Origin of the sequence: Nocardioides candidus (assembly GCF_041321175.1) — a bacterium.
In the GTDB taxonomy this organism is placed as follows: domain Bacteria; phylum Actinomycetota; class Actinomycetes; order Propionibacteriales; family Nocardioidaceae; genus Nocardioides.
The window spans coordinates 447,621-473,333 of record NZ_JBGGWC010000002.1 but is presented as its reverse complement, the minus strand read 5'-3'; the positions used below and the strand labels follow the sequence as shown (position 1 = coordinate 473,333).

The 25,713-nt window shown below is 72.1% G+C and carries 25 protein-coding genes; 11 read left to right on the top strand and 14 right to left on the bottom strand.

Translation table 11 applies throughout. The features are described from left to right. Positions 1–9 precede the first annotated feature (9 nt). Positions 10–1,500, top strand: coding sequence for an FMN-binding glutamate synthase family protein (locus tag ACAX67_RS11970; RefSeq protein ID WP_370704071.1), 1,491 nt, complete (start codon positions 10–12; stop codon positions 1,498–1,500). Between the two features lie 3 nt (positions 1,501–1,503). Here the strand turns inward: ACAX67_RS11970 and ACAX67_RS11965 are convergent, their stop codons facing one another. Then, positions 1,504–2,157: a ribonuclease FAU-1 family protein gene (locus ACAX67_RS11965; RefSeq protein WP_370704070.1), complete on the bottom strand. Its 654-nt coding sequence runs from the start codon at positions 2,155–2,157 to the stop codon at positions 1,504–1,506. A gap of 19 nt (positions 2,158–2,176) precedes the next feature. Then, positions 2,177–3,028, bottom strand: coding sequence for an alpha/beta fold hydrolase (locus tag ACAX67_RS11960; RefSeq protein ID WP_370704069.1), 852 nt, complete (start codon positions 3,026–3,028; stop codon positions 2,177–2,179). A 66-nt stretch (positions 3,029–3,094) separates the two neighbouring features. Between ACAX67_RS11960 and ACAX67_RS11955 the strand changes: the two genes are divergently transcribed. The 5 genes from ACAX67_RS11955 (at position 3,095) to ACAX67_RS11935 (ending at position 7,766) form a co-directional block, all read left to right on the top strand. Next, a complete protein-coding gene (locus ACAX67_RS11955) occupies positions 3,095–3,703 on the top strand; it encodes a TetR/AcrR family transcriptional regulator (protein ID WP_370704068.1) in 609 nt (202 codons plus the stop codon). 76 nt (positions 3,704–3,779) lie between these two features. Further along, positions 3,780–5,015, top strand: coding sequence for an MFS transporter (locus ACAX67_RS11950; protein ID WP_370704067.1), 1,236 nt, complete (start codon positions 3,780–3,782; stop codon positions 5,013–5,015). Between the two features lie 57 nt (positions 5,016–5,072). Next, positions 5,073–6,155: a tryptophan--tRNA ligase gene (trpS, locus tag ACAX67_RS11945; protein ID WP_370704066.1), complete on the top strand. Its 1,083-nt coding sequence runs from the start codon at positions 5,073–5,075 to the stop codon at positions 6,153–6,155. Between the two features lie 3 nt (positions 6,156–6,158). Beyond that, positions 6,159–6,683: a 2'-5' RNA ligase family protein gene (locus tag ACAX67_RS11940; protein ID WP_370704065.1), complete on the top strand. Its 525-nt coding sequence runs from the start codon at positions 6,159–6,161 to the stop codon at positions 6,681–6,683. Positions 6,684–6,701: 18 nt separating this feature from the next. Further along, positions 6,702–7,766, top strand: coding sequence for a YihY/virulence factor BrkB family protein (locus tag ACAX67_RS11935; protein WP_370704064.1), 1,065 nt, complete (start codon positions 6,702–6,704; stop codon positions 7,764–7,766). 13 nt (positions 7,767–7,779) lie between these two features. On the opposite strand, the gene ACAX67_RS11930 is transcribed toward ACAX67_RS11935, so the two are convergent. After that, the gene (locus tag ACAX67_RS11930) at positions 7,780–8,391 is read right to left on the bottom strand and encodes a TetR/AcrR family transcriptional regulator (RefSeq protein WP_370704063.1); all 612 of its coding nucleotides are present in this window, start codon (positions 8,389–8,391) and stop codon (positions 7,780–7,782) included. 76 nt (positions 8,392–8,467) lie between these two features. On the opposite strand from ACAX67_RS11930, the gene ACAX67_RS11925 reads away from it, so the two are divergent. Both ACAX67_RS11925 and ACAX67_RS11920 read left to right on the top strand, forming a co-directional pair. After that, the gene (locus ACAX67_RS11925) at positions 8,468–9,871 is read left to right on the top strand and encodes a cytochrome P450 (RefSeq protein ID WP_370704062.1); all 1,404 of its coding nucleotides are present in this window, start codon (positions 8,468–8,470) and stop codon (positions 9,869–9,871) included. Then, positions 9,868–11,478, top strand: a complete 1,611-nt coding sequence (locus tag ACAX67_RS11920; protein ID WP_370704061.1) for a succinic semialdehyde dehydrogenase — start codon at positions 9,868–9,870, stop codon at positions 11,476–11,478. The genes ACAX67_RS11925 and ACAX67_RS11920 overlap by 4 nt, the downstream gene beginning before the upstream one ends. Positions 11,479–11,490: 12 nt before the next feature. Here the strand turns inward: ACAX67_RS11920 and ACAX67_RS11915 are convergent, their stop codons facing one another. From ACAX67_RS11915 to ACAX67_RS11865, 11 genes are read right to left on the bottom strand one after another with little or no spacing between them, the layout of a single operon-like run. Then, on the bottom strand, positions 11,491–12,114 hold the full coding sequence (locus ACAX67_RS11915; protein WP_370704060.1) for a TetR/AcrR family transcriptional regulator: 624 nt from the start codon (positions 12,112–12,114) through the stop codon (positions 11,491–11,493). Positions 12,115–12,120: 6 nt separating this feature from the next. Next, positions 12,121–12,615, bottom strand: coding sequence for a hypothetical protein (locus ACAX67_RS11910; protein ID WP_370704059.1), 495 nt, complete (start codon positions 12,613–12,615; stop codon positions 12,121–12,123). A 1-nt stretch (position 12,616) separates the two neighbouring features. After that, positions 12,617–13,192, bottom strand: a complete 576-nt coding sequence (locus tag ACAX67_RS11905; RefSeq protein ID WP_370704058.1) for an Rv1363c family protein — start codon at positions 13,190–13,192, stop codon at positions 12,617–12,619. Then, positions 13,189–14,505, bottom strand: a complete 1,317-nt coding sequence (locus tag ACAX67_RS11900) for an MCE family protein (protein WP_370704057.1) — start codon at positions 14,503–14,505, stop codon at positions 13,189–13,191. The genes ACAX67_RS11905 and ACAX67_RS11900 overlap by 4 nt, the downstream gene beginning before the upstream one ends. After that, on the bottom strand, positions 14,502–15,707 hold the full coding sequence (locus ACAX67_RS11895; protein WP_370704056.1) for an MCE family protein: 1,206 nt from the start codon (positions 15,705–15,707) through the stop codon (positions 14,502–14,504). The genes ACAX67_RS11900 and ACAX67_RS11895 overlap by 4 nt, the downstream gene beginning before the upstream one ends. After that, on the bottom strand, positions 15,707–16,756 hold the full coding sequence (locus ACAX67_RS11890) for an MCE family protein (protein ID WP_370704055.1): 1,050 nt from the start codon (positions 16,754–16,756) through the stop codon (positions 15,707–15,709). The genes ACAX67_RS11895 and ACAX67_RS11890 overlap by 1 nt, the downstream gene beginning before the upstream one ends. After that, positions 16,753–17,727, bottom strand: coding sequence for an MCE family protein (locus ACAX67_RS11885; protein ID WP_370704054.1), 975 nt, complete (start codon positions 17,725–17,727; stop codon positions 16,753–16,755). The genes ACAX67_RS11890 and ACAX67_RS11885 overlap by 4 nt, the downstream gene beginning before the upstream one ends. After that, positions 17,724–18,752 (bottom strand): MCE family protein, encoded by a 1,029-nt coding sequence (locus tag ACAX67_RS11880; protein ID WP_370704053.1) that lies wholly within the window; start codon positions 18,750–18,752, stop codon positions 17,724–17,726. The genes ACAX67_RS11885 and ACAX67_RS11880 overlap by 4 nt, the downstream gene beginning before the upstream one ends. Next, the gene (locus ACAX67_RS11875; protein WP_370704052.1) at positions 18,749–19,996 is read right to left on the bottom strand and encodes an MCE family protein; all 1,248 of its coding nucleotides are present in this window, start codon (positions 19,994–19,996) and stop codon (positions 18,749–18,751) included. Before ACAX67_RS11875 ends, ACAX67_RS11880 begins: the two co-directional genes overlap by 4 nt. Before the next feature lie 13 nt (positions 19,997–20,009). Continuing rightward, positions 20,010–20,837, bottom strand: coding sequence for an MlaE family ABC transporter permease (locus ACAX67_RS11870; RefSeq protein WP_370704051.1), 828 nt, complete (start codon positions 20,835–20,837; stop codon positions 20,010–20,012). Further along, positions 20,834–21,715, bottom strand: a complete 882-nt coding sequence (locus ACAX67_RS11865; RefSeq protein WP_370704050.1) for an MlaE family ABC transporter permease — start codon at positions 21,713–21,715, stop codon at positions 20,834–20,836. The genes ACAX67_RS11870 and ACAX67_RS11865 overlap by 4 nt, the downstream gene beginning before the upstream one ends. A gap of 263 nt (positions 21,716–21,978) precedes the next feature. On the opposite strand from ACAX67_RS11865, the gene ACAX67_RS11860 reads away from it, so the two are divergent. Genes ACAX67_RS11860 through ACAX67_RS11850 form a run of 3 tightly spaced genes read left to right on the top strand, consistent with a single transcriptional unit; the run spans position 21,979 to position 25,713 of the window. Beyond that, positions 21,979–23,196 (top strand): acyl-CoA dehydrogenase family protein, encoded by a 1,218-nt coding sequence (locus ACAX67_RS11860; RefSeq protein WP_370704049.1) that lies wholly within the window; start codon positions 21,979–21,981, stop codon positions 23,194–23,196. A gap of 16 nt (positions 23,197–23,212) precedes the next feature. Continuing rightward, positions 23,213–24,193 carry an acyl-CoA dehydrogenase family protein gene (locus ACAX67_RS11855; protein ID WP_370704048.1) on the top strand — a complete coding sequence of 327 codons (981 nt, stop codon included), beginning with the start codon at positions 23,213–23,215 and terminating at the stop codon, positions 24,191–24,193. A gap of 5 nt (positions 24,194–24,198) precedes the next feature. Continuing rightward, positions 24,199–25,713 carry a class I adenylate-forming enzyme family protein gene (locus ACAX67_RS11850; protein ID WP_370704047.1) on the top strand — a complete coding sequence of 505 codons (1,515 nt, stop codon included), beginning with the start codon at positions 24,199–24,201 and terminating at the stop codon, positions 25,711–25,713.

Sequence of the window (25,713 nt, the reverse complement as noted above, 5' to 3'; positions counted from 1 at the left end):
GGGTGCGGGATGAGGGTGCGGGCTCTGATCGGCGCGGGCGTCGCCGCCGTGGGGGTGGTCGCCTACCGAGACCTGACCCAGAAGACGCACGCGATCCGGCGCAACTTCCCGGTCATCGGCAACTTCCGCTACCTGCTGGAGACGATCGGCCCGGAGCTGCGGCAGTACATCGTGACCAGCAACGAGGAGGAGCGGCCGTTCAGCCGTGACGAGCGGCGCTGGGTCTACGCCTCGGCGAAGGGGCAGAACAACTACTTCGGCTTCGGCACCGACATCGACGTCGAGCACATCCAGGGCCACACCTACATCAAGCAGCGCACGTTCCCGCTCGAGCCGCCGACGCCGCTGGACGAGCTCGCCAGCCTGCCCTCGACGAAGGTGCTCGGCGGCCCGCGCGGGCGCACCGGGGCCTTCCGTCCGGCGTCGGTGGTGAACATCTCCGCGATGAGCTTCGGCTCGCTGTCCGGCGCCGCGATCACCGCGCTCAACAAGGGCGCGGCGAAGGCCGGCTGCCTGCACAACACGGGGGAGGGCGGCATCTCGCCGTACCACCGCAACGGCGCCGACCTCGTGCTCCAGATCGGTACGGCGTACTTCGGTTGCCGCAATGCCGACGGCTCCTTCGATCTCGAGCTCCTCAAGGACGTCGTCGCGGCGGCGCCCGTCAAGGCGATCGAGATCAAGCTCAGCCAGGGCGCGAAGCCCGGCCTCGGGGGCATGCTGCCGGCCGCGAAGATCACCGAGGAGATCGCGGCGATCCGCGGCATCCCGCTCGACCGCGACTGCATCAGCCCGCCGCGCCACTCCGCGTTCTCCGACGTCGACTCGATGCTCGACTTCGTCGAGCTGGTCGCGACCGAGACCGGCGTGCCGGTGGGCATCAAGTCCGCCGTCGGCCACCAGGGGTTCTGGCGCGAGCTGGCCGAGCTGATGCGCACCCGCACCCGCGGCGTGGACTTCATCACCGTCGATGGTGGGGAGGGCGGCACGGGTGCAGCGCCGCTCATCTTCACCGACTCGATCTCGCTGCCCTTCCGGATGGGCTTCTCGCGGGTCTACGGCACCTTCGCCGAGCTCGGCCTCGCCGATGACGTCACCTTCATCGGGTCGGGCAAGGTGGGGCTCCCCGAGAACGCCGTGGTGGCCTTCGCCCTCGGTGCCGACATGGTCAACGTCGCCCGCGAGGCGATGCTCTCGATCGGCTGCATCCAGTCGCAGAAGTGCCACACCGACGAGTGCCCGGTCGGCGTCGCGACGCAGAACCCGTGGCTGGTGCGCGGTCTCGACCCCGTGTCGAAGGCGGATCGCTGCGCGGCGTACCTCGTCCAGCTCCGCAAGGAGCTCATCCGGGTGAGCGCGGCCGTCGGGGTGGGGCACCCCTCGCACATCACCCCGCACGACATCGAGATCCTCAACGGCGACTACGAGAGCCGCACCCTGACCGGGATCTACGGCTACAAGGACCATTGGGGCGTGCCGGTCGCCGACGCCGGCACCTGAGGGCTACGCCGGCAGCTCCGGCACCGGCCACGCCGGGTCCGGACGGAAGTGCTCCCACCCGTCACAGAAGGGCGGGCCCCAGGCCTCGATGACGGCGTCGATGTCGTCGGCGACGGCCGTGATGGCGGCTGCCTCGTCAGCGGTGTAGCGGCCCTGCTCGACGGCGAGCACCAGCTCGTCCTCGTCCTTGCGGAAGTGGCTGCGGTCGGGCTCGACCCAGATGTCGAGCACGTGGTCGCGGGAGTAGGTGCCGCGGGCGTCGCGGGTGTGCGGGTCCTCGATGTTGCAGTACCAGCCGACGAAGGCGCCCGTCCCCGCGTCGAAGAACACCAGCACCGACCAGGGGCGTCCGGGCTCGTGCAGGCGCAGCGTGTGGTGGGCGAAGAACGGTCGCTCGATGATCTTCCGCGGGGCGGTGAAGATCGTCGCGGGGTCCGCCCGCAGCTCGCGGCCGTCGGCGCGGATCGCGACCCGGCCGACGGTCCCGACGGTCAGCCAGGTCGCGAACAGCGCGGCGTCGTCGCGGACCACCGTCACCGGGTAGACCCACGAGGGCTCGCCCGGCAGCCCGTAGGTCCAGGTGATCTGCTCGCCACGTCGCCAGTACGGCGGCGTGCCCGTGGGACGGCGATCGGGTGGTGCGTCGGGGGGAACCACCCGCACTTCCTACCAGGGGTCAGCGGCGCGCGACGGCCCGGATCGCCGCGGTGAGCTCGTCGGGGGCGTCGAGGGCGAGGAGGGTGCGCGCTCCCGGCACCTCGACCAGCTCCGCGTCGGCGAAGGCCTCGTGCAGCCGCCGGCCGAGGGCGGGCTTGAACGCCCTGTCGGCCATGCCCCAGACGACCGTGACGGGGATCTTGACCTCCGGCAGCCGGGTGGACACGTCGAGGAGGTCGGCGGGATGGATGCTCCCGAACAGCCGCACGGCGTCGCGGCGGATCCCGGGGTCGGTGCGCGCCGGCTCGATCCAGGCGCGGGTGAGCTCTGCCGGCAGGTTCTTCGCGAGCAGGCCGTACCCCAGCACGGACTGGCGCAGCGCCCGTACGCGCAGGAGGCCGGCGACCGTCTTGAGCCGCCACTCGTCGCGCAGGAGCGGGAACAGGCCGGTGAACGGTGGGGGAGGAAACTGCTCGAACGCGTCGCAATTGGCGAGCACGAGCCGGGCGACGCGGGAGGCGTCGGCGTCGAGAGCGGGGTCGACGACGAACTGGCAGATCGCGCCACCGGTGTCGTTGCCGACGAGGGTGACGTCGGTGAGGTCGAGGGCCGCGATGAAGTCGAGGACGAGTCGCGCGACGCCGCGCGGCGACTGGTCGGCGTGCGCGGGCCGCGGGATGCGGTGCGACGCGAGGGGCCAGTCGGGGGCGAAGGAGCGCACGCCCTGCGCTGCGAGGCGCTCCATGACGGGGAGCCAGAGCGATCCGTCGGCCAGGACCGGGTGGATGAGGACGACCGGCGGTTCGGGCGAGTCGTCCGGGCCTGCGACGTGGTAGTTCAGAGTTGCGGTGGGCAGGTCGACGGTGGGCATCCGGGCTCCTCGGCGTGGGAGACTTACCGACAAGGTGTATGTAAGTTACGAACAGACTGTAGGTAAATGACGAGAAGAACGCAAGCGGACCGCACGGCCGCGACCCGGTCCGCACTGGTAGCAGCCGGTCGCCGGCTCTTCGCCGAGCACGGCTTCGCGGGCGTCGGCACCGAGGCGATCGTCGCCGAGGCTGCCGTGAGCAGGGGCGCCCTCTACCACCACTTCGCCGACAAGACCGAGCTGTTCGCCGCCGTCATCGAGGCGGTCGAGGCCGGCGTCACCGACGACATCGCTGCGGGCGCACTGGCCGGGGACGACCTTGGGTTCGCCGCCGTGATGACCCGAGCGATGGACGCGTGGCTCGACGCGTGCGAGGCGCCTGACGTGCAGCGGATCCTGCTGACCGACGGACCTTCCGTGCTCGGATGGGCCCGCTGGCGCGCGCTGCTCCAGCCCTACGCGCTGTCCCTCATCGAGGCCACCCTCGCCCAGGGCATCGCCGACGGCGCGGTCGCCGACCTGCCGCCGCGACCGCTGGCCCACGCCCTCACTGCCGTGGCCGAGGAGGCGGCGATGTACGTCGCCGCGGCCGACGACCGGCCGACCGCGCGGCGTGAGATGACCCAGGTCATCGCCCGGACGCTCGCGGGACTGGCCCCTCGGCCGCCCTCGTAGCAGACGTCGTGGATGGAATGGTCGGACGTCTGGTGTGGTTGTCTCCTCTCGTGACCCCCGCTCCGCCCGCCGCCCGATGACCGGCACCGAGACCGACGCCGACCTCGCCCTCGTGGCCGAGGAGCCGACGGTGCGCACCGCGCGGCCCGCGCTCGCGATCCTGGCGCTCGCGGTCGGCGGCTTCACGATCGGCACCACCGAGTTCATGACGATGGGCGTGCTGCCCGAGATCGCGAAGGGTGTCGACGTCTCGGTGCCGACCGCGGGGCGGGTGATCTCGGCCTACGCGCTCGGCGTGGTGATCGGCGTACCGATCCTGGCCTTCTTCGGGGCGCGACTGCCGCGGCGCGGCATGCTCGTCGGCCTGATGGCGGCGTACGGCGCCTTCAACCTGCTCAGCGCGATCGCTCCAGGCTTCGGGGTGCTCGCGGCGGCGCGGTTCCTCGACGGCATGCCGCACGGCGCCTACTTCGGCGTCGCCAGCCTGGTCGCGGCGAGCCTGGTGGCCCCGGCGCGCCGGGGACGCGCGGTCGCCAGCGTCATGCTGGGGCTCTCGGTGGCCAACGTCGTGGGGGTGCCGCTCGCGACCTGGCTCGGCCAGCAGGTCGGGTGGCGGGCGACGTACGTCCTCGGGGGTGCCCTGGCGTTCGTCACCGCAGCCCTCGTGCTGGCGGCGGTGCCGTCGGTGCCCGGCGACTCGGAGACGAGCGGGCGCAAGGAGGCGCGGGAGTTCTTCACCAGCCTCCAGGTGTGGCTGACGATGGCGGCCGGCGCGATCGGCTTCGGCGGCATGTTCGCGGTGTACTCCTACATCGCGAAGACGGTCACCGTCGTGGGTGGCCTCGACCGCGGCACGGTGCCGCTGTTCGTGCTCGCCCTGGGCCTGGGCATGGTGGTCGGCACGCCCCTGGCCGGCGAGCTCGCGGCGTGGTCGGTCTACCGCAGCCTGCTGCTCTCGGCGGCGTTCGGCTCGTTGGTCCTGGTCGCCTACTTCTTCGCCGCTCCGGGCGGCTGGACCCTGTGGCCGGTGGCGTTCCTCGTGACGGCGACCGGGTCGGTCCTCGTGGTCAACCTGCAGCTGCGGCTGATGGACGTGGCCGGGGGAGCGGTCACGCTCGGTGCGGCGATGAACCATGCGGCGCTCAACGTCGCCAACGCGCTCGGCGCGTGGCTCGGTGGCGTCGTGATCGCCGCGGGCTGGGGCTACCGGGCGCCGGCGCTCGTCGGCGCGGTCCTGAGCGCGCTGGGCCTGGTCATCCTCGTCTGGTCGGCTCTGGTCCACCGCCGTGACGGTGCGGCGACCCCGGCCTGAGCGCCCGACCGTGAGCCCGCTGTGAGCCGGGCGGGGACTCCTGAGAGAATCGCGCCCATGTCCGCGACGACCGAGCAAACGCTGCCGCAGACGTCCTCCCCGGCGGCGCCCGAGGGCGGCGCCCGACCACGGGTGCTCTCCGGGATCCAGCCGACGGCGGACTCCTTCCACTTCGGCAACTACCTCGGTGCGCTGCGGCAGTGGGTCGACCTCCAGCGCGACCACCAGCCGTTCTTCTTCATCGCCGACCTGCACGCGATCACCGTCGAGCAGGACCCCAAGCTGCTCCGCGACCGCACCCTTCGCGCGGCCGCCCAGCTGCTGGCGGCCGGCATCGACCCGGCGCGGTCCGCGATCTTCGTGCAGAGCCAGATCCCCGAGCACGCCCAGCTGGCGTGGGTCCTCAACTGCCTGACCGGCTTCGGCGAGGCGCGCCGGATGACGCAGTTCAAGGACAAGTCGGCCAAGCAGGGCGAGGGCGCCGCGTCGGTGGGCCTCTTCACCTACCCGATCCTGCAGGCGGCCGACATCCTGCTCTACCGCCCGCACTTCGTGCCGGTCGGCGAGGACCAGCGCCAGCACCTCGAGCTGACCCGCGACCTCGCGCAGCGCTTCAACAGCCGCTACAAGAAGACGTTCCGCCTCCCCGAGCCCTACATCCTCAAGGCCACGGCGAAGATCGCCGACCTGCAGGACCCGACGGCGAAGATGTCGAAGTCCGGCTCGTCGCCCAGCGGCATCGTCGAGATGCTCGACGACCCCCGGGCGAGTGCGAAGAAGATCCGCTCGGCGGTGACCGACTCCGGCTCCGACATCCGGTTCGACGCTGCGGAGAAGCCCGGCATCAGCAACCTGCTGACGATCTACTCCGCGCTGAGCGGCGAGCCGATCGACGCCCTCGAGGAGCAGTACGCCGGCAAGGGCTACGGCGTCCTGAAGGGCGACCTGGCCGACCTGGTCATCACCTTCGTCACGCCGTTCCGCGAGCGCACCTTGGAGCTCCTCGACGACCAGGCGCACCTGACGGACGTGCTGCGGCAGGGCGCGGAAACCGCCGGTGCGGTGGCGGAGGCGACCCTGCGCGACGTCTACCAGCGGGTGGGCTTCGTGGCACCCTTCCGCGGCGCTCCGAGGGCCTGACGCGTGCCGACCATCGGCGTCGCGATCGCGATCCCGGAGCCCTGGGCGACCCAGCTGCAGGACTACCGCACCGAGATCGGCGACCCCACCGCGGAGGGAGTGCCGACCCACATCACCCTCATCCCGCCGCTCGACGTCGACGACCTGCACGACATCGAGGGGCACCTGGAGCAGGCGGCGCAGCGCCACGAGGCGTTCCGGGTACACCTGCGGGGAACGGGTACCTTCCGGCCCGTGTCGCCCGTCGTCTTCATCGGCCTCGCCGAGGGAATCTCCCAGTGCGAGCAGCTCGCCGCCGACGTACGGGGCGGCTCGCTGGACCTCGACCTCGACTTCCCCTACCACCCGCACGTGACGGTGGCCCACCACCTGGGTGACGCGGAGCTCGACCGGGCGTTCGCCGACCTGGCCGGCTTCGAGTGCTCCTTCGACGTGCTCGGCTTCCACCTGTACGTTCACGAGGGCGAGCTGGGTTGGCAGTCCAGCCGTACCTTTCCGCTCAAGCCCGCGGCAGGCCGTGGCTCCTGACTCGATGAGGTGATCTCGGTGCCGTCGTTCGTGAGCAAGGTGAAGTCGAAGGTCGCGCGGGAGCGCGAGCAACGCCCGTGGCTGGACCACGTGGTGCGCACCGTCGAGCACTACGGTGACGTCAAGGGCAGCATCCAGGCCGGGGCGGTGACCTACTTCGGCTTCATCTCCTTCTTCCCGATCCTGGCGCTCGCGTTCGCCCTCGTCGGCTTCGCCGCCCGGGTGTACGACGGCGCCGAGTCGGACCTCGTCGACGCCATCAACGGCGTGCTCCCGGGGTTGGTGGGCAACGGCGACGGCCAGGTGTCGCTGACCGACATCCGCGACGCCGCGCCCGGCATCCTGTCCGTCGGCATCGTGGTGGTCCTCTACTCCGGGCTCGGCTGGCTCTCGAGCATGCGCGACGCGCTGGCGGTGATGTTCGTGCTGCCCGAACGCGAGCAGCCGAGCTTCGCGATCGGGAAGGTGCGCGACCTGGTGGCCCTCGCCTCGCTCGGCGTGATCCTGATGCTCAGCGTGGGTGTCTCGGGGATCGTGCGCGGGGCCTCGTCCCAGATCCTCGACTGGATCGGGCTGGGCGCGGGGCTCGGGTGGCTGCTGACGGTGCTCGCGGTGGTCATCGGCGTGGCGGCGAACGCGCTGCTGTTCTTCGCGCTCTTCGAGATCCTCGCCGATCCCGACGACGTGCCGCGGCGTGCGGTCTGGTCGGGCGCGGTGCTCGGCGCGGTCGGCTTCGAGATCCTCAAGCAGGTCTCGCAGCTGCTGCTGCAGTCGACGGCGAGCTCGCCCGCCTTCCAGGCGTTCGGCATCGCGCTGATCCTCGTCGTCTGGATCAACTACTTCAGCCGGGTGGTGATGTACGCCGCCGCCTGGGCCTACGTCCACCCGCTCGCCCGCGCGGAGCGTCCCGCGCCCGAGGACCGGGTGCAGGGGCCGTCGTCCCCGCCCATGGACTGGCGCGACCGCCTCGCCGCGGACCGTGCCTCGGAGGGCACCGCGGCCCGGTGGGCGACCCCGTTCGCGGCCGGCAGCGCGGCCACGCTGGCCCTCGTCGCCGTGCTCAGGAGGTCGGGGAAGGACTGAGCGTCCGCTGTCCTCAGCCGTAGAGCCTGAGGAACGCGTGCGCCGCGGCCTCGACGATGTCGGCGGGACCGGCCTCGATCGCGCCGTCGAGCCAGGCGGTGATCAGCTCGGCCATGCCTCCGATGAAGAGCAGACCGGCGAGCTCGTCCTCGGTGGAGCTGCGCTCGGGCAGCTGCAGCCACTCGCGCGCCTCCTCGGCCGTGCGGTGGGCGAAGTGGCGCAGCAGCTCGGTGCGGCGCTGGCGCAGCTCGGGCATCGCGCCGGCCTCCACGATCGCGACGCGACCCTTCCGCGGGTCGCCCGCGATCAGGTCCACGAACGCCACCATCGACGCCTGGGTCCGCACGATCGGGTCGTCGCCCGCTGCCGCGGCCGCGGCGGTCGTCGTCTGCTCGATCTCGTCCGCGACGGCGTCCAGCACGGCGCGGAGTGCCTCGTCGAGCCCGGAGAAGCTCTCGTAGAAGTAGCGCTCGGTGAGCCCGGCCTCCGCGCAGACCGCGGTCATGGTGGTCCGGCGTGCCGGATCGGCCCAGACCTCGAGGGTCGCCTCCATCAGCCGGGCGCGCCGCTCGGCGACGCGCTCCTCCGCGGAGACGCCGCGATAGACCCCTGACTGCACCGCCATGGCACCACCCTCTCACGCGAACGACGACTTCCGGGAGAAGGTTGACAGGACGTCCTTCCTGAATCAATCTTCTGACATGGAGCAGGTGACGATCGACGCGATGGTCCCCGGGGCGGACCCCGCCGAGCCGGCCGGGTCGACGGCGTTGCGCGAGGTGCCCGTGGTGGGACCCGGCGACAAGGGCCTGCCCTGGCTCGGCCGACTGTTCGACTACGCGGGCGACCCGATCGGCTTCATGCGCCACCAGTGGGAGACCTACGGTCCGGTGTCGCCCTTCAACGCGGCCGGCGAGCTCGGTGCGGTCGTGCTCGGGCCCGACGGTTGTGAGGAGGTGCTGCGCAACAAGGGCAAGGCCTTCGCCAACGGGCCGGCCTGGGGCAAGATCGTCGGCCCGTTCTTCGACCGCGGCCTGATGCTGCTCGACTTCGACGAGCACCACATGCACCGACGGATCATGCAGGAGGCCTTCACCCGCGACCGGTTGGCGAGCTACACCACGCGGATGCATCCGGCCATCGAGCACGGCATGGCGTCGTGGGACACCCATCCCCGCTTCAAGTCCTACTGGGCGCTGAAGCAGCTCACCCTCGACGTGGCGGCCGACATCTTCATGGGTGGGGCGCACGACACCAGCCGCCACGACATGGACAAGGTCAACCAGGCGTTCATCGCCTGCGTGCAGGCCGCCGCCGGCATCGTGCGCGCGGACGTGCCGATGACCCGGTGGGGCCGCGCCTTCCGTGGCCGGAAGGTGCTCGAGGAGTTCCTGCGCCACTACCTCCCGGAGAAGCGCGCGAGGCTGACCGACGACTTCTTCTCGGTGCTGTGCCACATCGAGACCGAGGACGGTGAGCGGTTCTCCGACGACGACGTCGTCAACCACATGATCTTCTTGATGATGGCGGCCCACGACACGTCGACGATCACCACGTCGACGATGCTGCAGTACCTCGGCCAGCACCCCGAGTGGCAGCAACGCTGCCGCGAGGAGGCGCTGGCGCTCGGGCCCGAGCCCACGATGGCCGAGCTCGAGGGGTTGCAGGCCGCCGACTGGGTGATGCGCGAGGCGCTGCGGCTGCGCGCCCCCGTGCCGGTCCTGGTCCGCCACACCGTCAAGGACGCGGCGGTGCAGGGCTACCGCATCCCGGCCGGCACGGACGTGATGGTCGGCGTGCAGTACTCCCACGTGATGGAGGAGTACTGGACCAACCCGATGGTCTTCGACCCCGAGCGCTTCTCCCCGGAGCGCCGCGAGGACAAGTCGCACCGGCTGGCCTGGGAGCCGTTCGGCGGTGGCGTCCACAAGTGCATCGGGCTCTACTTCGCGGGCCTCGAGGTCAAGTCGATCCTCCACCGGCTGCTGCGCAACTACCACTGGAGCGTCGACCCGGCCTACGTCGCTCCGCTCGACAACCACTCGCTGCCGTTCCCGAAGGACGGCCAGCCGATCAACCTGGTGCGCACCGGAGGTGCCCGATGACCGCGACCGTCCCCCCGCCGACCGACGTCCGACCGGACCGGCCCACGGCCCGACCGGCGTGGGTGACCGACCGCAAGCTCGCCTCCTGGAACCGCTGGGTCGCCTGCCCGGTGTCCGGTGGCGACGGCGAGCTCACCGCCACGGCGCCGTACGACGGCCGGCCGACCGCGCCCGTGCCGGCCTGCACCGCCGAGGACGTCGCGGCAGCGGCGCGTGCGGCGCGCACGGCGCAGGCGGACTGGGCCGCGCTGCCCTACGCGGCGCGTGCCGCGGTGGTGCTGCGCTTCCACGACCTCCTCGTCGAGCGGCAGGACGAGGTGCTCGACCTGATCCAGTGGGAGATGGGCAAGGCGCGCTTCCACGCCTGGCAGGAGGTGCTGCAGGTCGGCAACCTGGCACGTCACTACGCGCGCCACGGGGCGAAGTACGTCGCGGACACCAAGGTCCGCTCGGCGGTCCCGCTCGTGACGAGCGCTCGCGAGGTCCGTGTGCCCAAGGGCGTCGTCGGGATCATCTCGCCGTGGAACTACCCGCTCTACCTCGGTGTCGGTGACGCGATCCCGGCGCTGCTCGCCGGCAACAGCGTGCTCGGCAAGGCCGACCCGCAGACGCCGCTGACGCTGCTGTGGACGCGCGCCCTGATGGCCGAGGCGGGTCTTCCGGAGCACGTCTGGCAGGTCGTCGCCGGACCGGGCGCGGCCGTCGGCGAAGCCGTCGTCGACAACGTCGACTACGTCGCCTTCACCGGATCCACGGCCACGGGACGGCAGGTCGCCCAGCGCGCCGCCGGCCGTCTGATCGGGGCGTCCCTGGAGCTCGGCGGCAAGAACCCGCTCATCGTGCGCGCCGACGCCGACCTCGAGCAGGCCGCGCGCGGCACCGTGCAGGCGGCCTTCGCCAACACCGGCCAGATGTGCATCCACATCGAGCGGGTCGTCGTGCACACCGACGTCTACGACGCCTTCAAGGAGGCGCTGCTCGCCGCGACGAGCGGCCAGAAGCTCGGCCAGGCCTTCGACTTCTCCTGCGACGTGGGCTCGCTGGCGTCCCAGGCCCAGCTCGACAAGGTGACCGCGCACGTGGCCGACGCGGTCGGCAAGGGCGCGACGGTGCTCGCGGGCGGACGGGCGCTGCCCGACCTGGGGCCGTTCATGTTCGCGCCGACCGTGCTGGAGGGCGTCACCGAGGAGATGGAGCTCTGCCTCGGCGAGACGTTCGGGCCCGTGGTCGCCCTCTACCGGGCCGCCGACGACGCCGACGCCCTGCGGATCGCCAACCAGGGAAGGGCCGGCCTCTCGGCCAGCGTCTTCAGCAAGGATCTCGCCTCCGCCGACGCGCTCGCGCGCCGGATCCGGGCCGGGTCGGTCAACATCAACGACGGCGCCGCGCTCGCGGCCGGGTCGATCGAGGCCGGCATGGGCGGCCTCGGAGACAGCGGCCTGGGCCGCCGCCACGGTGGGGAGGGCATGCGCAAGTACACCGACGTGCAGACCATCGCGGCGTCGCGGATCGGTCCGGTCGGCCCGCCGCCCGCTGCTCCGCTGTCGAAGTTCGTCGCGATGGGCAACGGCCAGCTCAAGGCGCTGCGCAAGCTGCGGATGCGCTGACCCGGCCGGACCTCAGCCGTCGAGGGCCAGCCCCGTCAGCAGCTGCTCCCGGGCCGGCGGCCAGGCTCGGCGCACGGTCCGGTCGCTCGCGACCGAGCGCAGCATCAGCAGGCCGCGGATCGTCGAGATCGCGGTCGTCATCGCCTCGGGGAACTCCGCCCGCACGACCAGCTGCGGAGCCACTCGGTCGGCCGCCTCGGCCAGCGTCTGCATGACCGCGTGGTCGAACTGGACCAGGTGGCGCCGGAGGTCGTCGTCGGTGCGGGCGGCCGTGAAGAGCTCGAGCTGAGCGTAGGAGACCGGCCCGCTGAAGATCTCCCACAGGCGGTTGAGCAGCACGCCGTACTGCTCCAACGGACCGTCGCCCACGTTGAGGGGCTTGGAGATCAGCTCGGCCACCAGCTTGTCGGTGAGGTGGCTGAGCGCCTGGACGACGAGCTCGCCCTTGGTGGCGAAGTAGTGCGCCTGGGCGCCGCGGGTCACGCCGGCGCGCTCGCAGACGGCCGTCGTGGTCAGGCCGGCGTAGCCCCGCTCGACGAGGACGTCGATGGTCGCGTCGAGCAGCGCCGAGCGCGTGGTGGCACGGCGCTCGGCCTGCGTGCGGCGCGGGCGGACGGGAGCGGGTTCGGATGTCATGGCACCTCAGATCGCGGCCAACGTGGAGACGAGCCAGTGGTCACCGGAACGCGTCAGGGTGACGAGGATCCGGCTCTGGTCGAGCTGTGGTTCGGTCAGCTTCTTGCTGGTGGACGTCTGGTCGACGAAGAGCAGGACCCGGGCGGAGTCGTCGTCGGACTCGAGCACGGTGGTCGCCTTGACGTCGGCCGACACCACCGCCTTCAGCTTCGGCGCCGTCCTCAGCAACGGCTGCTGCAGCTCGACGTACTGCTTCTCGGCGTCGCCGGTCAGCAGCGGCGTGGTGGAGTCCATCCCTGCCTGGAGCCGGCGGTAGTCGTAGGAGAGGACGGCGGTGACGGTGGTCGCGGCGGTGCTCGCCACGTCGTCGACGCGGTCGTCGTCGCGGCGTTGCTGGTGGAGCCACCAGTTGCCCGCCGCGACGACGGCGAGGCAGGCCGCGAGCAGCAGGCCGAGGGCGGCCAGTGCGAGCCGGCGACGGTCGAGGGTCGGGAGCGCCATGTCAGGCCACCGGGGAGATGTCGGAGATCAGCCAGTCGTCGTCGACGAGGTTGAGCGTGATCTGGAGGCGGTAGCGGCGGGTGGACTCGCCCTGGGTCGACCGGTTCGTGATCGTGGCATCGACCGCGGCGATGACCACAGCGGTGTCGTCGGTGCTGCGGACGATGCCGGCTTGGCTCACCTCACCGAGCGACACGCCGTGCGCCTTCTTGATGGCCGCGCTCAGCGCGCCGAGGGCCTTGGTGAACTGCTGCCGGAAGTCGCCGGTCGAGCGGCTCGCGACGCGGTCGAGGTCGTCGTCGATGTGGCGGTAGTCGTACGACGTGAAGGCGACGGCGGCCTCCCGCCCGGCTGCCAGCGCGTCGTCGTCGCGATCCTGGGCCTGCTGCTCCTTGCGCACCGCGACCGCCGTCCAGGCGGCGCCGGCCACCAGCAGCAGCGCGACCAGGGCGACCACCAGCGGCACCCAGAGCCGGCGGGAGCGTGACGCGGCCGGGTCGGCGGTGGCCTCGGCCTCCGCCTCGGCGTCACTCATCGTCGGCCTCTCGCTCGCGCTCTCCGGGGTGTCGGCGATCATCGCAGGTCCTCCTTCAGCAGCAGACCGCGCAGGTCGGTCGGTGCGACCACGCGCGTGACCGACGGCGTCGCGGAGGCCTGGTCCTGCGCGTTGGCCGCGTCGGTCTCGGGGGAGTTGCGGAAGGACGACCCGGGCCCGAAGCCGCGCGGGTTGGTCCGTGCCACGACCCGCGCGGTCGGGTCGCCGTAGGGACGGGGCACGTTCGCGGCCCCGCGCACACCGATCCCGCTGCTGGGCGGCTCCGCGCACAGGGCGTTGAGGTTCGCCCGCAGGGACGGGTCGCCGGGCACGTCGGAGACGTCGCTGGGCTCGGTCGGCGGGGTGCCGGACGACTCGTAGCCCTTGGTGCAGACGGCCTGGGCGGTGTCGACCACTGCGCCGAGCCGGGCGTAGCCGTCCCCGGGCTGGATGTTGAACGTCCCCTGGATGATGCGAGGCAGCAGGACGAGCTGGGTGTTCAGGCCCCGCAGCCGCATCGGCTGCGCCACGATCTGGCCGACCGACAGCAGGTTGCCGAGGAGCACCGAGACCGACGTGCGGTTCTGCGCCAGCAGCGTGCGCACGGCATCGAGCGTCTGCGGGCCGGCGTCGAGGAGCGCCGCCAGCTGGGGGTCGTTGTCGGCGAGCGTGCGGGTGAGCTGCTCGAGCCCTCGGCTGAGCGCCTGGAGGTCCGGGTCGAGGTCGCGCTGGGTGCGCAGCACCCGCCGGCCGTCGCGGAGCAACCGGGTGGTCCGCGGCAGGGCGTCTCCGAAGGTACGGCTCAGCTCGCGGGCGCGGAGCAGCACGGTGGAGAGGTCCTGGCCGCTGTGGTCGAAGGCATCGCCCAGCTCGTGCACCAGCCGGCGCAGCTGGTCCTTGCCGACGCTGGTCGCCAGCCGGTCGAGGTGGACGAGCAGCGCGGTCACCTTCGGCGGCGTGGTCGCCGCAGTGACGGGCAGGGTGTCGCCCGAGGACAGGTAGGGACCGCCGCCGTCGGGCGGGAGCAGCTCGACGTACTGCTCGCCGACGGCCGAGAGGTTGCTGACGCGGACCAGCGTGCCGGTGGGCACGCGGGTGCCCTTCTCGAGCTGGAGGTGGGCGCGGACGCCGTCGGGGGTGAGCTCGAGCGACTCGACCCGGCCGACGGGCACGCCGCGCAAGGTCACCTCCGCGTTGGGGAAGATCCCGCCGGACTCGGGCAGGTCCACGCCGATCTCGTAGGACTGGCTGAGGTAGCGCTCGGGGATGCCGACGTACTTGGTGCCGGCGACGATCACCGACACGACGGCGATGACGGCGAACAGGCCGATGCGGATCCGGTGGACGAGCGTCATCGGGCCGCTCCCGTCCGCGGCGCGAGCAGTCCGGAGAGGCCGCCGAGGAGGTCGGGCACGCCGAGCAGGTCGGAGAGCTGGTCGTCGAGGCCGCCGAGCGGGCCGGCCGGCGCTCCGTCGGTGGTCGGCGGCGCGCTGGTCGGGTCGAACGGCTCGTCCGGGTCCGACGGGGTCGGCACGATCAGCTCGAGCAGCTGCTGGAGGCTCACCACGACGCTGCCCTTGAAGGCGCCGTAGACACCCGAGAACGCGGGGACCGCGGTGTCGGCGAACGGGTAGGTGACCAGGAGCGTCAGGTCGCGCGGGATCTGGTCGGCGACCTTGCCGAGCTCCTGCACGACCGGGGACAGCGCCCGCAGGTCGGCGACCGTGTCGGCGGTGCTGCGGCGGATCACGGAGGTGGCGCGGTCACTGAGGTCGTCGAGCGCGCGCAGTGCGGTGCGGAGGTCGCCGACCTGGTCGGCGAGCACCCCGGTCGCCGGGTCGAGGTCGTCGACCGCGTTGGCCAGGACGTCGTTCTGGCTGGCCAGCAGGCGGTTGAGCCGGGCTGTGCTGTCGAGGGCGGAGACCAGCGCGGGGCGACCCGCGTCGAGCCCCGACACGATCCGGTCGAGATCGCCCAGCAGGGCGCGGGTGTCCTGCTCGTGACCGCCGAGCGCGGTCGAGAACTCGCGGGTGATGGTGGAGAGCTGTTGGAGGCCGCCGCCGTTGAGGAGGGCGCCGATGGAGGAGAGGAGCTGCTCGACCTCGATGTCGTCGCTCGTCCGCGTGACCGGGATCGACCCGGTCTCCCGGAGGCTGCCGGTGCCGCGCGCGGGAGGCACCAGGGCGACGTACTTCTCGCCCAGCAGGCTCGTGCTGCTGATCGTCGCGACGGTGTCGCTCGGCAGGTCGACCGAGCTCTTGACCTCGAGGGTCGCCACGGCGACGTAGCCCCCGTCAGCCCGGGAGACCCGGATCTTCGTCACCCGTCCGACCGGCACGTCGGCGACCCGCACGGTGGAGTTGGGCACCAGGTCGAGAGCGTCGCGGAACTCGGCCGTCACGGTGTAGGTGTCGCTGCCGCCGGCGGCGCCGGGCAACCGGGACCGCGTCACGTCCGGCAGGGCGTCGAGGCCCAGGACGATCGCGGCTCCCGCCAGGAGCACGACGACGAGGGTGCCGGCGAGGGCGCGGGCCCGGGAGCTGAGGTGGTGGAACATCACCGACCCCCGTCCTGGCGCGGCACCGAGGGCGGGCAGAGCTGCGGGAGGCCCGCTCCCTCGAGGATCTGGCACAACGCCGTGTCGGGGTGGGCGAGCAGCGGGGTCAGGTCGACCCGGGCGTCGAGGACGCCGGTGTCGAGGTTCGCTGCTCCGAAGATGTTCTCGGTGCCGATCGGGGACAGGTCGGCGATCTCCATGAGGTCGCGCCGGCGGTCGACGAGCGTGGTCGTCAACCGCTTGAGGAGTCGTACGTCGACCGTCAGCTCACCGCGGTTGTCGTGGACGAAGTCGCGGATCGCCTCGGTGGTGGCGGCAAGACCCTGGATGGTCGCGGCGAGCTGGTCGTGCTGCGCGGCGAGGTCGGTGGTGACCCCGGCGAGGTTGTGCTCGAAGCTGCGGATCGCCCCGTCGCTGCCCGACAGCGCGGTGACGAAGGTCTGGAGCTGCTCGATGGTCGCGACGATGTCGCCCTTGCTCTCCCCGACGGTGTCGAGCGCGTCGGCGAGGTCGGCGAGGGTCTGCCGCAGCGTGCCGCCGTTGCCGTCGAGGGCCCGGCCGGCGGTGCGGACGAACCGCGAGAGCGCACCGTCGCGCCCGGCTCCCTTCGGCCCGAGCGCGCCGAGGAAGTCGTCGAGCTGCGCGGTGACGTCGTCCAGCTCGAGAGGGGAGGCGGTCCGGGTCTCGTCGAGGTGGGCGCCGTCGGTGAGCCGCGGACCGGAGAGCCACGGCTCGGTCAGCTGCACGTAGCGGCTGGCGAGCAGGCCGGGCGGCACGATCACCGCGCCGGTGCCGGCGGCGACGGGGGTGTCGCGGTCGATCTCCATCTCCACCTCGACGTGCCCGTCGGCGGGCCGGATCTCGGTGATCCTCCCGACGGGCACCCCGACCACCCGCACGTCGTCGCCCGGGTAGAGCCCGACCGTGGTCGGGAAGTCCGCCGTCACGGTGATCGTGGAGTCGTCGCGGCCCAGCAGCCAGGTCACCGCGGCGGCCACGAGGAGGGCCGCGAGGAGGAGCGTCACGATGCGTCTCGGGTCGCGGGTCACGGCGTCCCCTTCCGCGTGTCGATCGGGACCAGGCCGGCGAAGGTGCCGTCGAACCACCGGCCGTTGCCGGTGAGGTTCACGAAGTAGCGCAGGTAGGGCGCCAGGAGCCGCAACGACTCGTCGAGGTCGTCCTGGTTGCTCCTCAGCACGTCGAGCACCTTGTGCAGGTCGCGGAGCCCGGGCGTGAGCTGGTCCTCGTTGTCGCGGATCACCGCCTGCACGGTCGCGGTCAGTCCGGTGGTGGTGCGCAGGAGCGACCGGATGACGTCCTGCCGCTCGACGAGGGACCGGGTGATCACGGCGCTGTTGTCGATCAGGGTCACCAGGTCCGTCGTGCGGCCCGCGAGGGTGCTCGCGATCTGCCGGGTCTGGCGGAACAGCGTGCGCACCTCCGACTCGCGGCGCGAGACGGCGCGGCTGAGGTCGGAGAGCCCCACGGCCGCCGTACGGACCTCGTCGGCGCCGGGGTCGATCGCCGCCGTGACCGTGCGCAGCGCCGCGCTGAGGTCCTTCACGTTGATCGGCGTGAGCTCGCGGCCCGCGCCGAGGATCGCGTCGGTCACGCTGAACGGGGTGGTCGTGCGCTCCAGCGGGATGGTGGCGTCGTCGGCGAGGTCCCCGGTGCCGGCGGGCACCAGGAGGAGGCTGCTCTGGCCCAGCAGGGTGTCGAGGCTCAGCGTCGCCGTCGTGCGGTCGCCCAGGTCGACGTCGGTCTTCACCTTGAGGTCGACCAGCGCGTGGTCGCGTTGCACGTGGACGGCCTCGACCTCGCCCACGGTGATGCCCGCGATCCGTACCGGGTCGCCCGGCGAGATCCCCGCGGCGTCGGAGAACTGCGCGTGCAGGGTCTCCCCGCCGCCGGAGAAGAGCGAGGAGAGGGTCGACAGGCGGAAGGACACCGTGAGCAGCACGACGGCGACGGCGATGCCGACCAGTCCGAGGGTGCGCGCGTTGCGCGGAGGAGTGATCATCCGCCGCAGATCCCCGTGCTCGGCCCGGAGGGCGGGATGGTCAACGGGGGGACGTCTCCGTCGAGGTCGACCTCGAGGCCGATGCCGCAGTTGAAGAACTGGAACCAGGAGCCGTACTGCGCCGAGCGCATGATCGCGTTGAGCTTGACCGGCAGCAGGTTGAGCTTCTCCCGCAGCACCTTGCGGTGGGTCGCGAGGCGGTGGGCCGTCGCGCTCAGCCCGCGCACGACGCCCGCGAGGTGCGGCCGTGCCTGCGCGAGCAGCGTGGTGGTCGCGGAGGCGAGCCGGTCGATGCCGGCCAGCGCGTCCAGGATCTGGGTGCGGCCGTCGCGGAGGCCGCCGGAGAGGTCCCGCAGGTGCGTCACCAGCCGGTTGAACGGGCCGGTGTGCGTGTTGAGGTTGGTCAGGACCGAGGTCAGGTCGCGCACCAGTGCGCCGATCGTCGCGTCGCGCTCGGCGATCGCCTGGCCGAGTGAGCCGGTGCCGGAGAGCAGCGAGGCGATCGTGCCGCCCTCACCCTGCAGTGCCTGGACGAGCGAGAGCGACAGCGCGTTGATCGACGAGGCGTCGAGGCCCTGGAAGAGCGGCTTGAAGCCGTTGAAGACCGCGGTGAGGTCGAGGGCGGGCCGGGTCTGCGACTCCGGGAGCGTCGACCCGGCCGGCAGCGCCCGGGCGCCGAGGGGCACGTCGAGTGCGACGTAGCGGTCGCCGATCAGGTTGCGATAGCGGATCGTCGCGGTCGTCGCGTCGGTGAGCGTGACGTTGGTGTCGACCGAGAACGCCACCTTCGCGCGCGCGTCGCCGGTCAAGGTCACCGACGTCACCCGGCCCACGGTGACCCCGGCGAGCCGGACGTCGTCGCCGGGCTCGAGACGCGTGGCGTTGCCGAAGATCGCGGAGTACGACGCCGTGTCGGCGTCCTGGTAGCCCTGGATCGTGCGGGCGAGGAAGCCGGTCAGCAGGACCGTCACGACGGTGAAGAGGGTGAGCCTGATCAGCGACACCTTGAAGCTGCGGTCGGTCATCCCACCGGCCCTCCCATCAACAGCCCCGCGAGCGGGTTGCTGCCGGCCGGGAGGCTGGGCAGTCCGTCGATGCTGTTGAGCGGGCTGGCGGTGCCGCGGATCGGGTCGAGCTCCTTGGGCACCGGCGGCCACGGCACCGTGCCCTTGCCGTCCTTCGGGATGACGGGGCAGTAGGGCCCGTAGGCGCTGAGGTCGAGGTCCTTGGGGGTGTCGATCCCCGGCTTGTAGCGACCGCGGCTCACCGACACGTAGAGCCGGGCCTTCAGGAAGGGGCCGGCGTCGAACACGGCCTCCAGACGGTCCGTGGCGAGGGTGATGCCCCGCACCAGGCAGGCGAGCTCGGGGGAGTAGCGCGCCAGCATCTCGAGCACCGGGCGGCTGACCGCGACGACCTTGACCGCGCGCTCGCCGACGGCGTCGACGAACCCCCGCGTCACCGCCGCGAACTGCTCGGAGGACGCGAGGATCGCGCGCAGCTTGCGCTGGTCGCGCGTCAGGGTGCGGGCGGTGACCCCGACGTGGACCAGGCTGCGCAGCACCGGGTCGGCCGCCTCGAGGTAGGAGTCGCTCACGTCCGCGACGAGGCCCGCGTCCTCGACCACCAGCGGCACGAGCGGGGCGAGGTCGCGGGCGAAGCGCCGTGCCTCCGCGATGGTCTCGCCGATGTCGGCACCGCGCCCGCGCACGGCCGTGGCCACGTTGGTCAGCGTCGTCTCGAGGTCGGCAGGGGAGACCGCGTCGAGCAGCGGTCCGAGGTGGTTGAGCACGGTGCGGGTCTCGATCGCCTCGCTGGTGCGGCTCCGGGGGATCACCGCCCCGTCGGCCAGGCGGGCGGTCGCGGGCTCGGCCGGGAGGGCCAGGTCGACGTACTTCTCGCCGAAGATCGTCTTCGGCAGCACCTCGGCGGTGACGTTGGCCGGGATCAGCGACAACCGGTCGCGGTCGATCGCGAGCTCGAGGGTGGCGCCGTGGTCGGCCGGCTCGATCGCGTCGACCCGCCCCACGATCACGCCGTTGAGCTTGACGTCGGCGCCCTTGGAGAGCTGGGAGCCGGCGCGGTCGACCTCGAGCCGGACGCGGGCCGGGTCGGAGAAGGCGTGGGTGAAGACGGCGACGGAGGTCGCGAGGAGGCAGAGCACGACCGCGATCGCGGCCAGACCGAGCACCGTGAGCCAGCGACGGGTGTAGAGCGTGGCCAGCATGCCGCCGCCCGGGGCCTCGTCGGCGTACGGCGACGGGCGCATCAGCCTCGCCCCCTCATCCGGCGATCCGCACGGTGTCGGATGCACCCCAGAACGCGAGCGAGATGAAGAAGTCGCTCACCGTCACGAGCACGATGGCGGCGCGCACGGCCCGGCCGACCGCGACGCCGACGCCTCCGGGCCCGCCGCGCGCGGTGAAGCCGTAGTAGCAGTGCACCAGGATGACGAGCACCGCGAAGATCAGGGCCTTCACCAGCGACAGCACCACGTCGGCCGGCGGCAGGAACAGGTGGAAGTAGTGGTCGTAGGTGCCGCTGGACTGCTCGAAGCTCGAGGTCACGATGAGCCGGGTCGCGAAGTAGGACGAGAAGAGCCCGGCGAGGTAGAGCGGGACGACCGCGATCAGGCCCGCGATCATCCGGGTGGTGACGAGGTAGGGGATCGGCGGGATCGCCATCGACTCCAGCGCGTCGATCTCCTCGGCGATCCGCATCGAGCCGAGCTGGCCGGTGAAGCCTGCGCCGAGGGTCGCCGAGAGCGAGATGCCGGCGACCAGGGGCGCGATCTCGCGGGTGTTGAAGTAGGCGGAGATGAAGCCGGTGAAGATCGACGCCCCGATGTCGTCGAGCCCGGTGAAGCCCTGGAGGCCGACCTCGGTGCCGGTGAAGAAGGACAGCAGCAAGATGATGCCGAAGGTGCCGCCGATGACCGCCAGCGCGCCGGTGCCGAACGACGCCTCGCCCAGCAGCCGCCACACCTCCTTGCGGTGCGCCCGGAACGCGCCCGGCACCGCGATCAGGGCGCGGCCGTAGAAGAGGAACTGGTGCCCCAGCGCGGCGACGCCGTCGCCGAGGCGGTAGAGCGCGTCGCCCGGGCTGCTCACTGGCCGCCTCCGAGCTGGAGGTAGATCGAGGTGATCACGAAGTTCGTCACGAACAGGGCGGCGAACGCGATGACGACGGACTGGTTCACCGCGTCGCCGACGGCCCGGGGGCCGCCCTTGACGGTCAGTCCGCGGTAGCAGGCGATCAGCGCGGTCAGCAGCCCGAAGACCACCGCCTTGACCTCGCCGAGGAGGAGGTCCTGAAGGGTCGCGATCGTGCGGAAGGACGTGACGAACGCCCCGGGGGATCCCCCTTGGACCAGGACGTTGAAGACGTAGCCGCCCACGACGCCCACCACGCTGACCAGGCCGTTGAGCAGCATCGCGACCACCACGCAACCGAGGACGCGCGGCACCACCAAGCGCTGGATGGTCGAGATGCCCAGCGCCTCCAGCGCGTCGATCTCCTCGCGGATCGTGCGCGCGCCGAGGTCGGCGCAGATGGCGGTGCCGGCAGCGCCCGCGAGGAGCAGGGCGGTCACGATCGGCGACGCCTCCCGGATGGTCGCCAGGGCGGAGGCGGCGCCCGTGAAGCTCTCGGCGCCCAGCTGCTTGGTCAGGTTGCCGAGCTGGAGCGCGATGACGGCGCCGAAGGGGATCGACACGAGCATCGCCGGCAGCACCGAGACGAACGCGATGAACTCGGTCTGCTGGATGAACTCGCGGGTCTGGAACGGGGGCACCGGCAGCGTCCGCAGGGTCTTGGCCGAGAAGCCGATCAGCCCGCCCACCGCGTCGACCAGGTCGCCCGCACGGGCGGCCAGGCTGCGCTTGGGGCGGGGGTCCTGGTGCAGCGGCTCCAGCGCGGCGACGACGTCCTGCCAGCTCTGGGGGGCCGCCGGGACGGCGGCGTCGGGCGATCGCCGGGCCAGCCCCATCCGCCACCACCGCCTGTTACGTGGGTCACACGAGCGGTCCGACTATGACTTGTCGGCACTGGTGTGCGCAAGTGATGTCTCGTTTCCCGACCTCCACCGCCGCGGATCCGGGACGAAGGGCCCGAGTCACGCTCGGATCGGGTGGAGCTGGCGTCTCAAGGCGGGTGACATTTCCATGCTTGAGTGCCGATAAGTTTCGTGCGACGCTGTCGCTCGACCGTGCTGAGCGCCCCCCGCGGGGGTCCTGCCTACCGAGGAGCACCATGGATTTCGACGACACTCCCGAAGAGGCGGCCTGGCGGGCCGAGGTCCGCGGCTTCCTCGAGGAGCACAAGGAGCAGCTGGGATCCCGCTCCGGCCAGCGCAGCTTCGACGACGGCCTGTCGCGTGAGCGCCAGGCGCTCCTCTACGAAGCGGGCCTGGTGGGCGTGACCTGGCCCGAGGAGGCCGGCGGCCGGGGCGGCACGCCGATGCAGCAGGCGATCATCGACCAGGAGATGGCGCGGGCGGACATCCCCGGACTGATCAACCTCATCGGCATCGGGATGTGCGGACCCACGGTGATCTACCACGGCTCCGACGACCAGAAGGAGCGCTACCTCAAGCGACTGCTGCGCGCCGATGACATCTGGTGCCAGCTCTTCAGCGAGCCCGCCTCCGGAAGCGACCTGGCCGCGCTGCGGACCCGGGCGGTGCAGGACGGCGAGGGGAACTGGCACATCACGGGCCAGAAGGTGTGGACCACGCTCGCGCACCTCTCCGACTACGGGATCCTGCTCACCCGCACCGACCCCGACGTGGCCAAGCACCGTGGCCTCACCATGTTCGTGGTGGACATGAAGGCGCCGGGGGTGACGGTTCGTCCGCTCCAGCAGATGAGCGGCGGGGCCGACTTCAACGAGGTCTTCTTCGACGACGTCGTGGTCCCCGACTCCGAGCGGCTCGGTGACGTCAACGACGGGTGGCGGGTGGCGCTGACCACGCTGATGAGCGAGCGGCTCACCCTCGGTGGCGGGGGCACGGAGATCGGCGTCAGCACCGAGCGCATCGCTGCGCACGTCGCGGCCCACGTCGCGGGGCTGTCGGCGGAGCGGCAGGCGATCGTGCGGCAGCAGTTCGGCCGTTCGTACGTCGCCTCGCTGGGCATCCGCTACACCGGATACCGGCTGCTGACCGCCCTGAGCCAGGGCCGGCTGCCCGGGCCCGAGGCGTCGGCCGGCAAGCTCGCCGGCACCAGGGCGGCGCGCGACATGGCCGACCTGGCCGTGCGCCTGCTCGGCGACGACGCGGTCTACGGCGCCACGGTCGACGGCTCGGAGTCGTGGCAGAGCCTCCAAGCGGTGCTCCCCGGCATGGCGATCGCGGGCGGCACCAACGAGGTGCTGCGCAACATCATCGGCGAGCGGGTCCTCGGCCTGCCCTCGGAGCCGCGGGCCGACAAGGACAAGACGTTCAAGGAGCTCGCGGCAGCGGGCGCGTGAGCTGAGGAGACGACACATGTACTTCGACCTGGACGACGAACAGCGCGCGCTCGCCTCGGCAGCCGCGGACTTCCTCGGCTCCTCGGCCTCGCCGGCCGCTGCCCGCGCGGCGCTGGAGGACACCACGGCGGCGGTCCCGCCCGGCCGTGTGGACCTCGTGAAGAGCGGGTTCGCCGCGATCACGGTCCCCGAGGAGCACGGGGGCGGCGGGGGCACCCTGCTCGACCTGGCGGTGGTCGCCGAGCAGGCCGGGCGCGTGCTCGCCGGTCCCTCGCTGGTGACCTTCGCCCGCGCTGCCGTGCTCCTCGGGGACGACCCGGCCCGGCTGGCGGGGCTCGCCGACGGCGGCCTCGCCGTGGCGGTCAGCGACGGCGGCCCGGTGCTCGACGCCGTCGGCGCCGACCGGTTCCTGGCGTTGCAGGGCGACGACGTCGTGCTGGCGTCGGGCACGGTCACCCAGCGCGCACCGATCGACCCGACCCGCGGCCTGGCCGACGTCGCGCTCGACGACGCCGAGGTCGTCGCGGCGGGTGCCGCCGACCTGTGGGAGCGTGCCCTCCTCGTGGGGCGGGTGATCCTCGCCGCCGAGGGACTCGGCACGGCCGCCCGCGCGGTCGAGATCGGCGTCGAGTACACCAAGCAGCGTCACGCCTTCGGACGACCGATCGGCTCCTACCAGGCCGTCAAGCACGCCCTCGTCGACGCCTACGTCGAGGTCGAGCAGCTGCGGTCGCTGGTGTGGTGGGCGGCCTGGGCCGCCGAGAGCTCGCCCGACGAGCTGCCCCTGGCCGCCAACGCCGCGAAGGGGCTGGCGGCGACCGCGCTCGAGCGGGCGGCCGAGACCCTGATCCAGGTGCACGGCGGCATCGGCTTCACCTGGGAGCACGACGCCCATCTCTTCTGGCGGCGCGCGAAGGTCGACCGGCTGCTGCTCGGCGACGACGTCGCGGCGTACGACGAGGTCGCCCGCCTCGCCCTTGCGGACGCGGCCCGGTGAGCGGCATGGGTGAGCACCACCTCGCTGTCCTGGCCGAGCAGTGGCTCGACCGCGTCGGCGACTACGAGATGCTCCGCTTCGAGGGGGCCTGGCACCGGTCCGGCGAGATCCTCGAGCGCGCGACGCGCGCGTCGGCCGGGCTGCTGGCGGCCGGGGTCGAGCCCGGCGACCGGGTGATCGTGCTGACGATGAACACCCCCGAGGTGTTCGTGGCCTACCACGCCATCTGGCGGGCGGGCGCGGTCGTCACCCCGGTGATCTTCCTCCAGACGCCGCCCGAGCTGCGCCACATCCTCGAGGACTCCGGCGCGACGACGGCGATCGTCAGTCCCGAGCTGCTGCCGATGGTCCAGGGCGCGGCCGAGGGCCTCGACATCGCCCTCGTGGTCGTCGGCGACGTCCCCGAGGGAGTCGACGCGACGTCGTTCGCCGACATCGAGGCGGCCGGGCCGGGGGCGATCGTGCCGCGTGCCGACGACGACCTGGCGGCGCTGCTCTACACGGGCGGCACCACGGGCCGGGCCAAGGGCGTCATGCTCAGCCACCGCGGGCTGTGGGAGGCCGGCAGCGGGATGAACCGGGTCGCGGAGACCATGGGCACGACCCGTTCGCTCCTCCCGCTCCCGCTCTCGCACGCGTTCGGCCTCAACGTCCTGGTCGCCGGGCTGCACTCCGAGCGGCACCAGGTGTCGGTGATGCAGCGCTGGTTCGACGCGCAGGGGTGGCTGGAGCTGGTGCAGGAGCACCGCCTCGAGAGCAGCCCCGTCGTGCCGTCGATGATGCAGATGCTGCTCGACCTGCCCTACCAGGACTACGACCTGAGCTCCCTGCAGTCCTTCGGCTCGGGCGGAGCGCCGCTCCTGCCCGCGCTGCGGGAGAAGGTCGAGAAGGCGTTCGGGGTGACCATCCTCGAGGGCTACGGCTGCACCGAGGCCAGCTCGATCGTGACCGCCTCGACCGCCACGGAGAACCGTCCCGGCAGCGTGGGCAAGCCGGCTCCGCACGTGGAGCTCGCCGTGCTCGACCCGTCCGGCGAGCCGGTCGCGACCGGCGAGGAGGGCGAGATCTGCGTGCGCGGGCACGGCGTGATGATGGGCTACTGGAACGCCCCCGAGCTGACCGCGCAGACGGTAGTCGACGGCTGGCTGCACACCGGCGACGTGGGGCGGCTCGACGAGGACGGCTTCCTCTACGTGGTCGACCGGGTCAAGGACCTGATCATCCGCGGCGGGTTCAACGTCTTCCCGCGCGACGTCGAGGACGCGCTCATGGCCCACGAGTCCGTCGCAGCGGCCGCGGTCGTGGGCCGGCCGGACGAGAAGAGCGGCGAGGAGGTCGTCGCCGTCGTCGCCCTGCATCCCGGGCAGACCGTGGACCCCGAGGAGCTGATGGAGTTCGCGAAGGGACGTCTCGCGCGCTACAAGTACCCGCGCGAGGTCCGGGTCGTCGACGCCGTGCCCGTGACGAGCGTCGGCAAGACCGACCGGAAGGCCGTCCGGGAGATGGTGCGCACCGAGTAG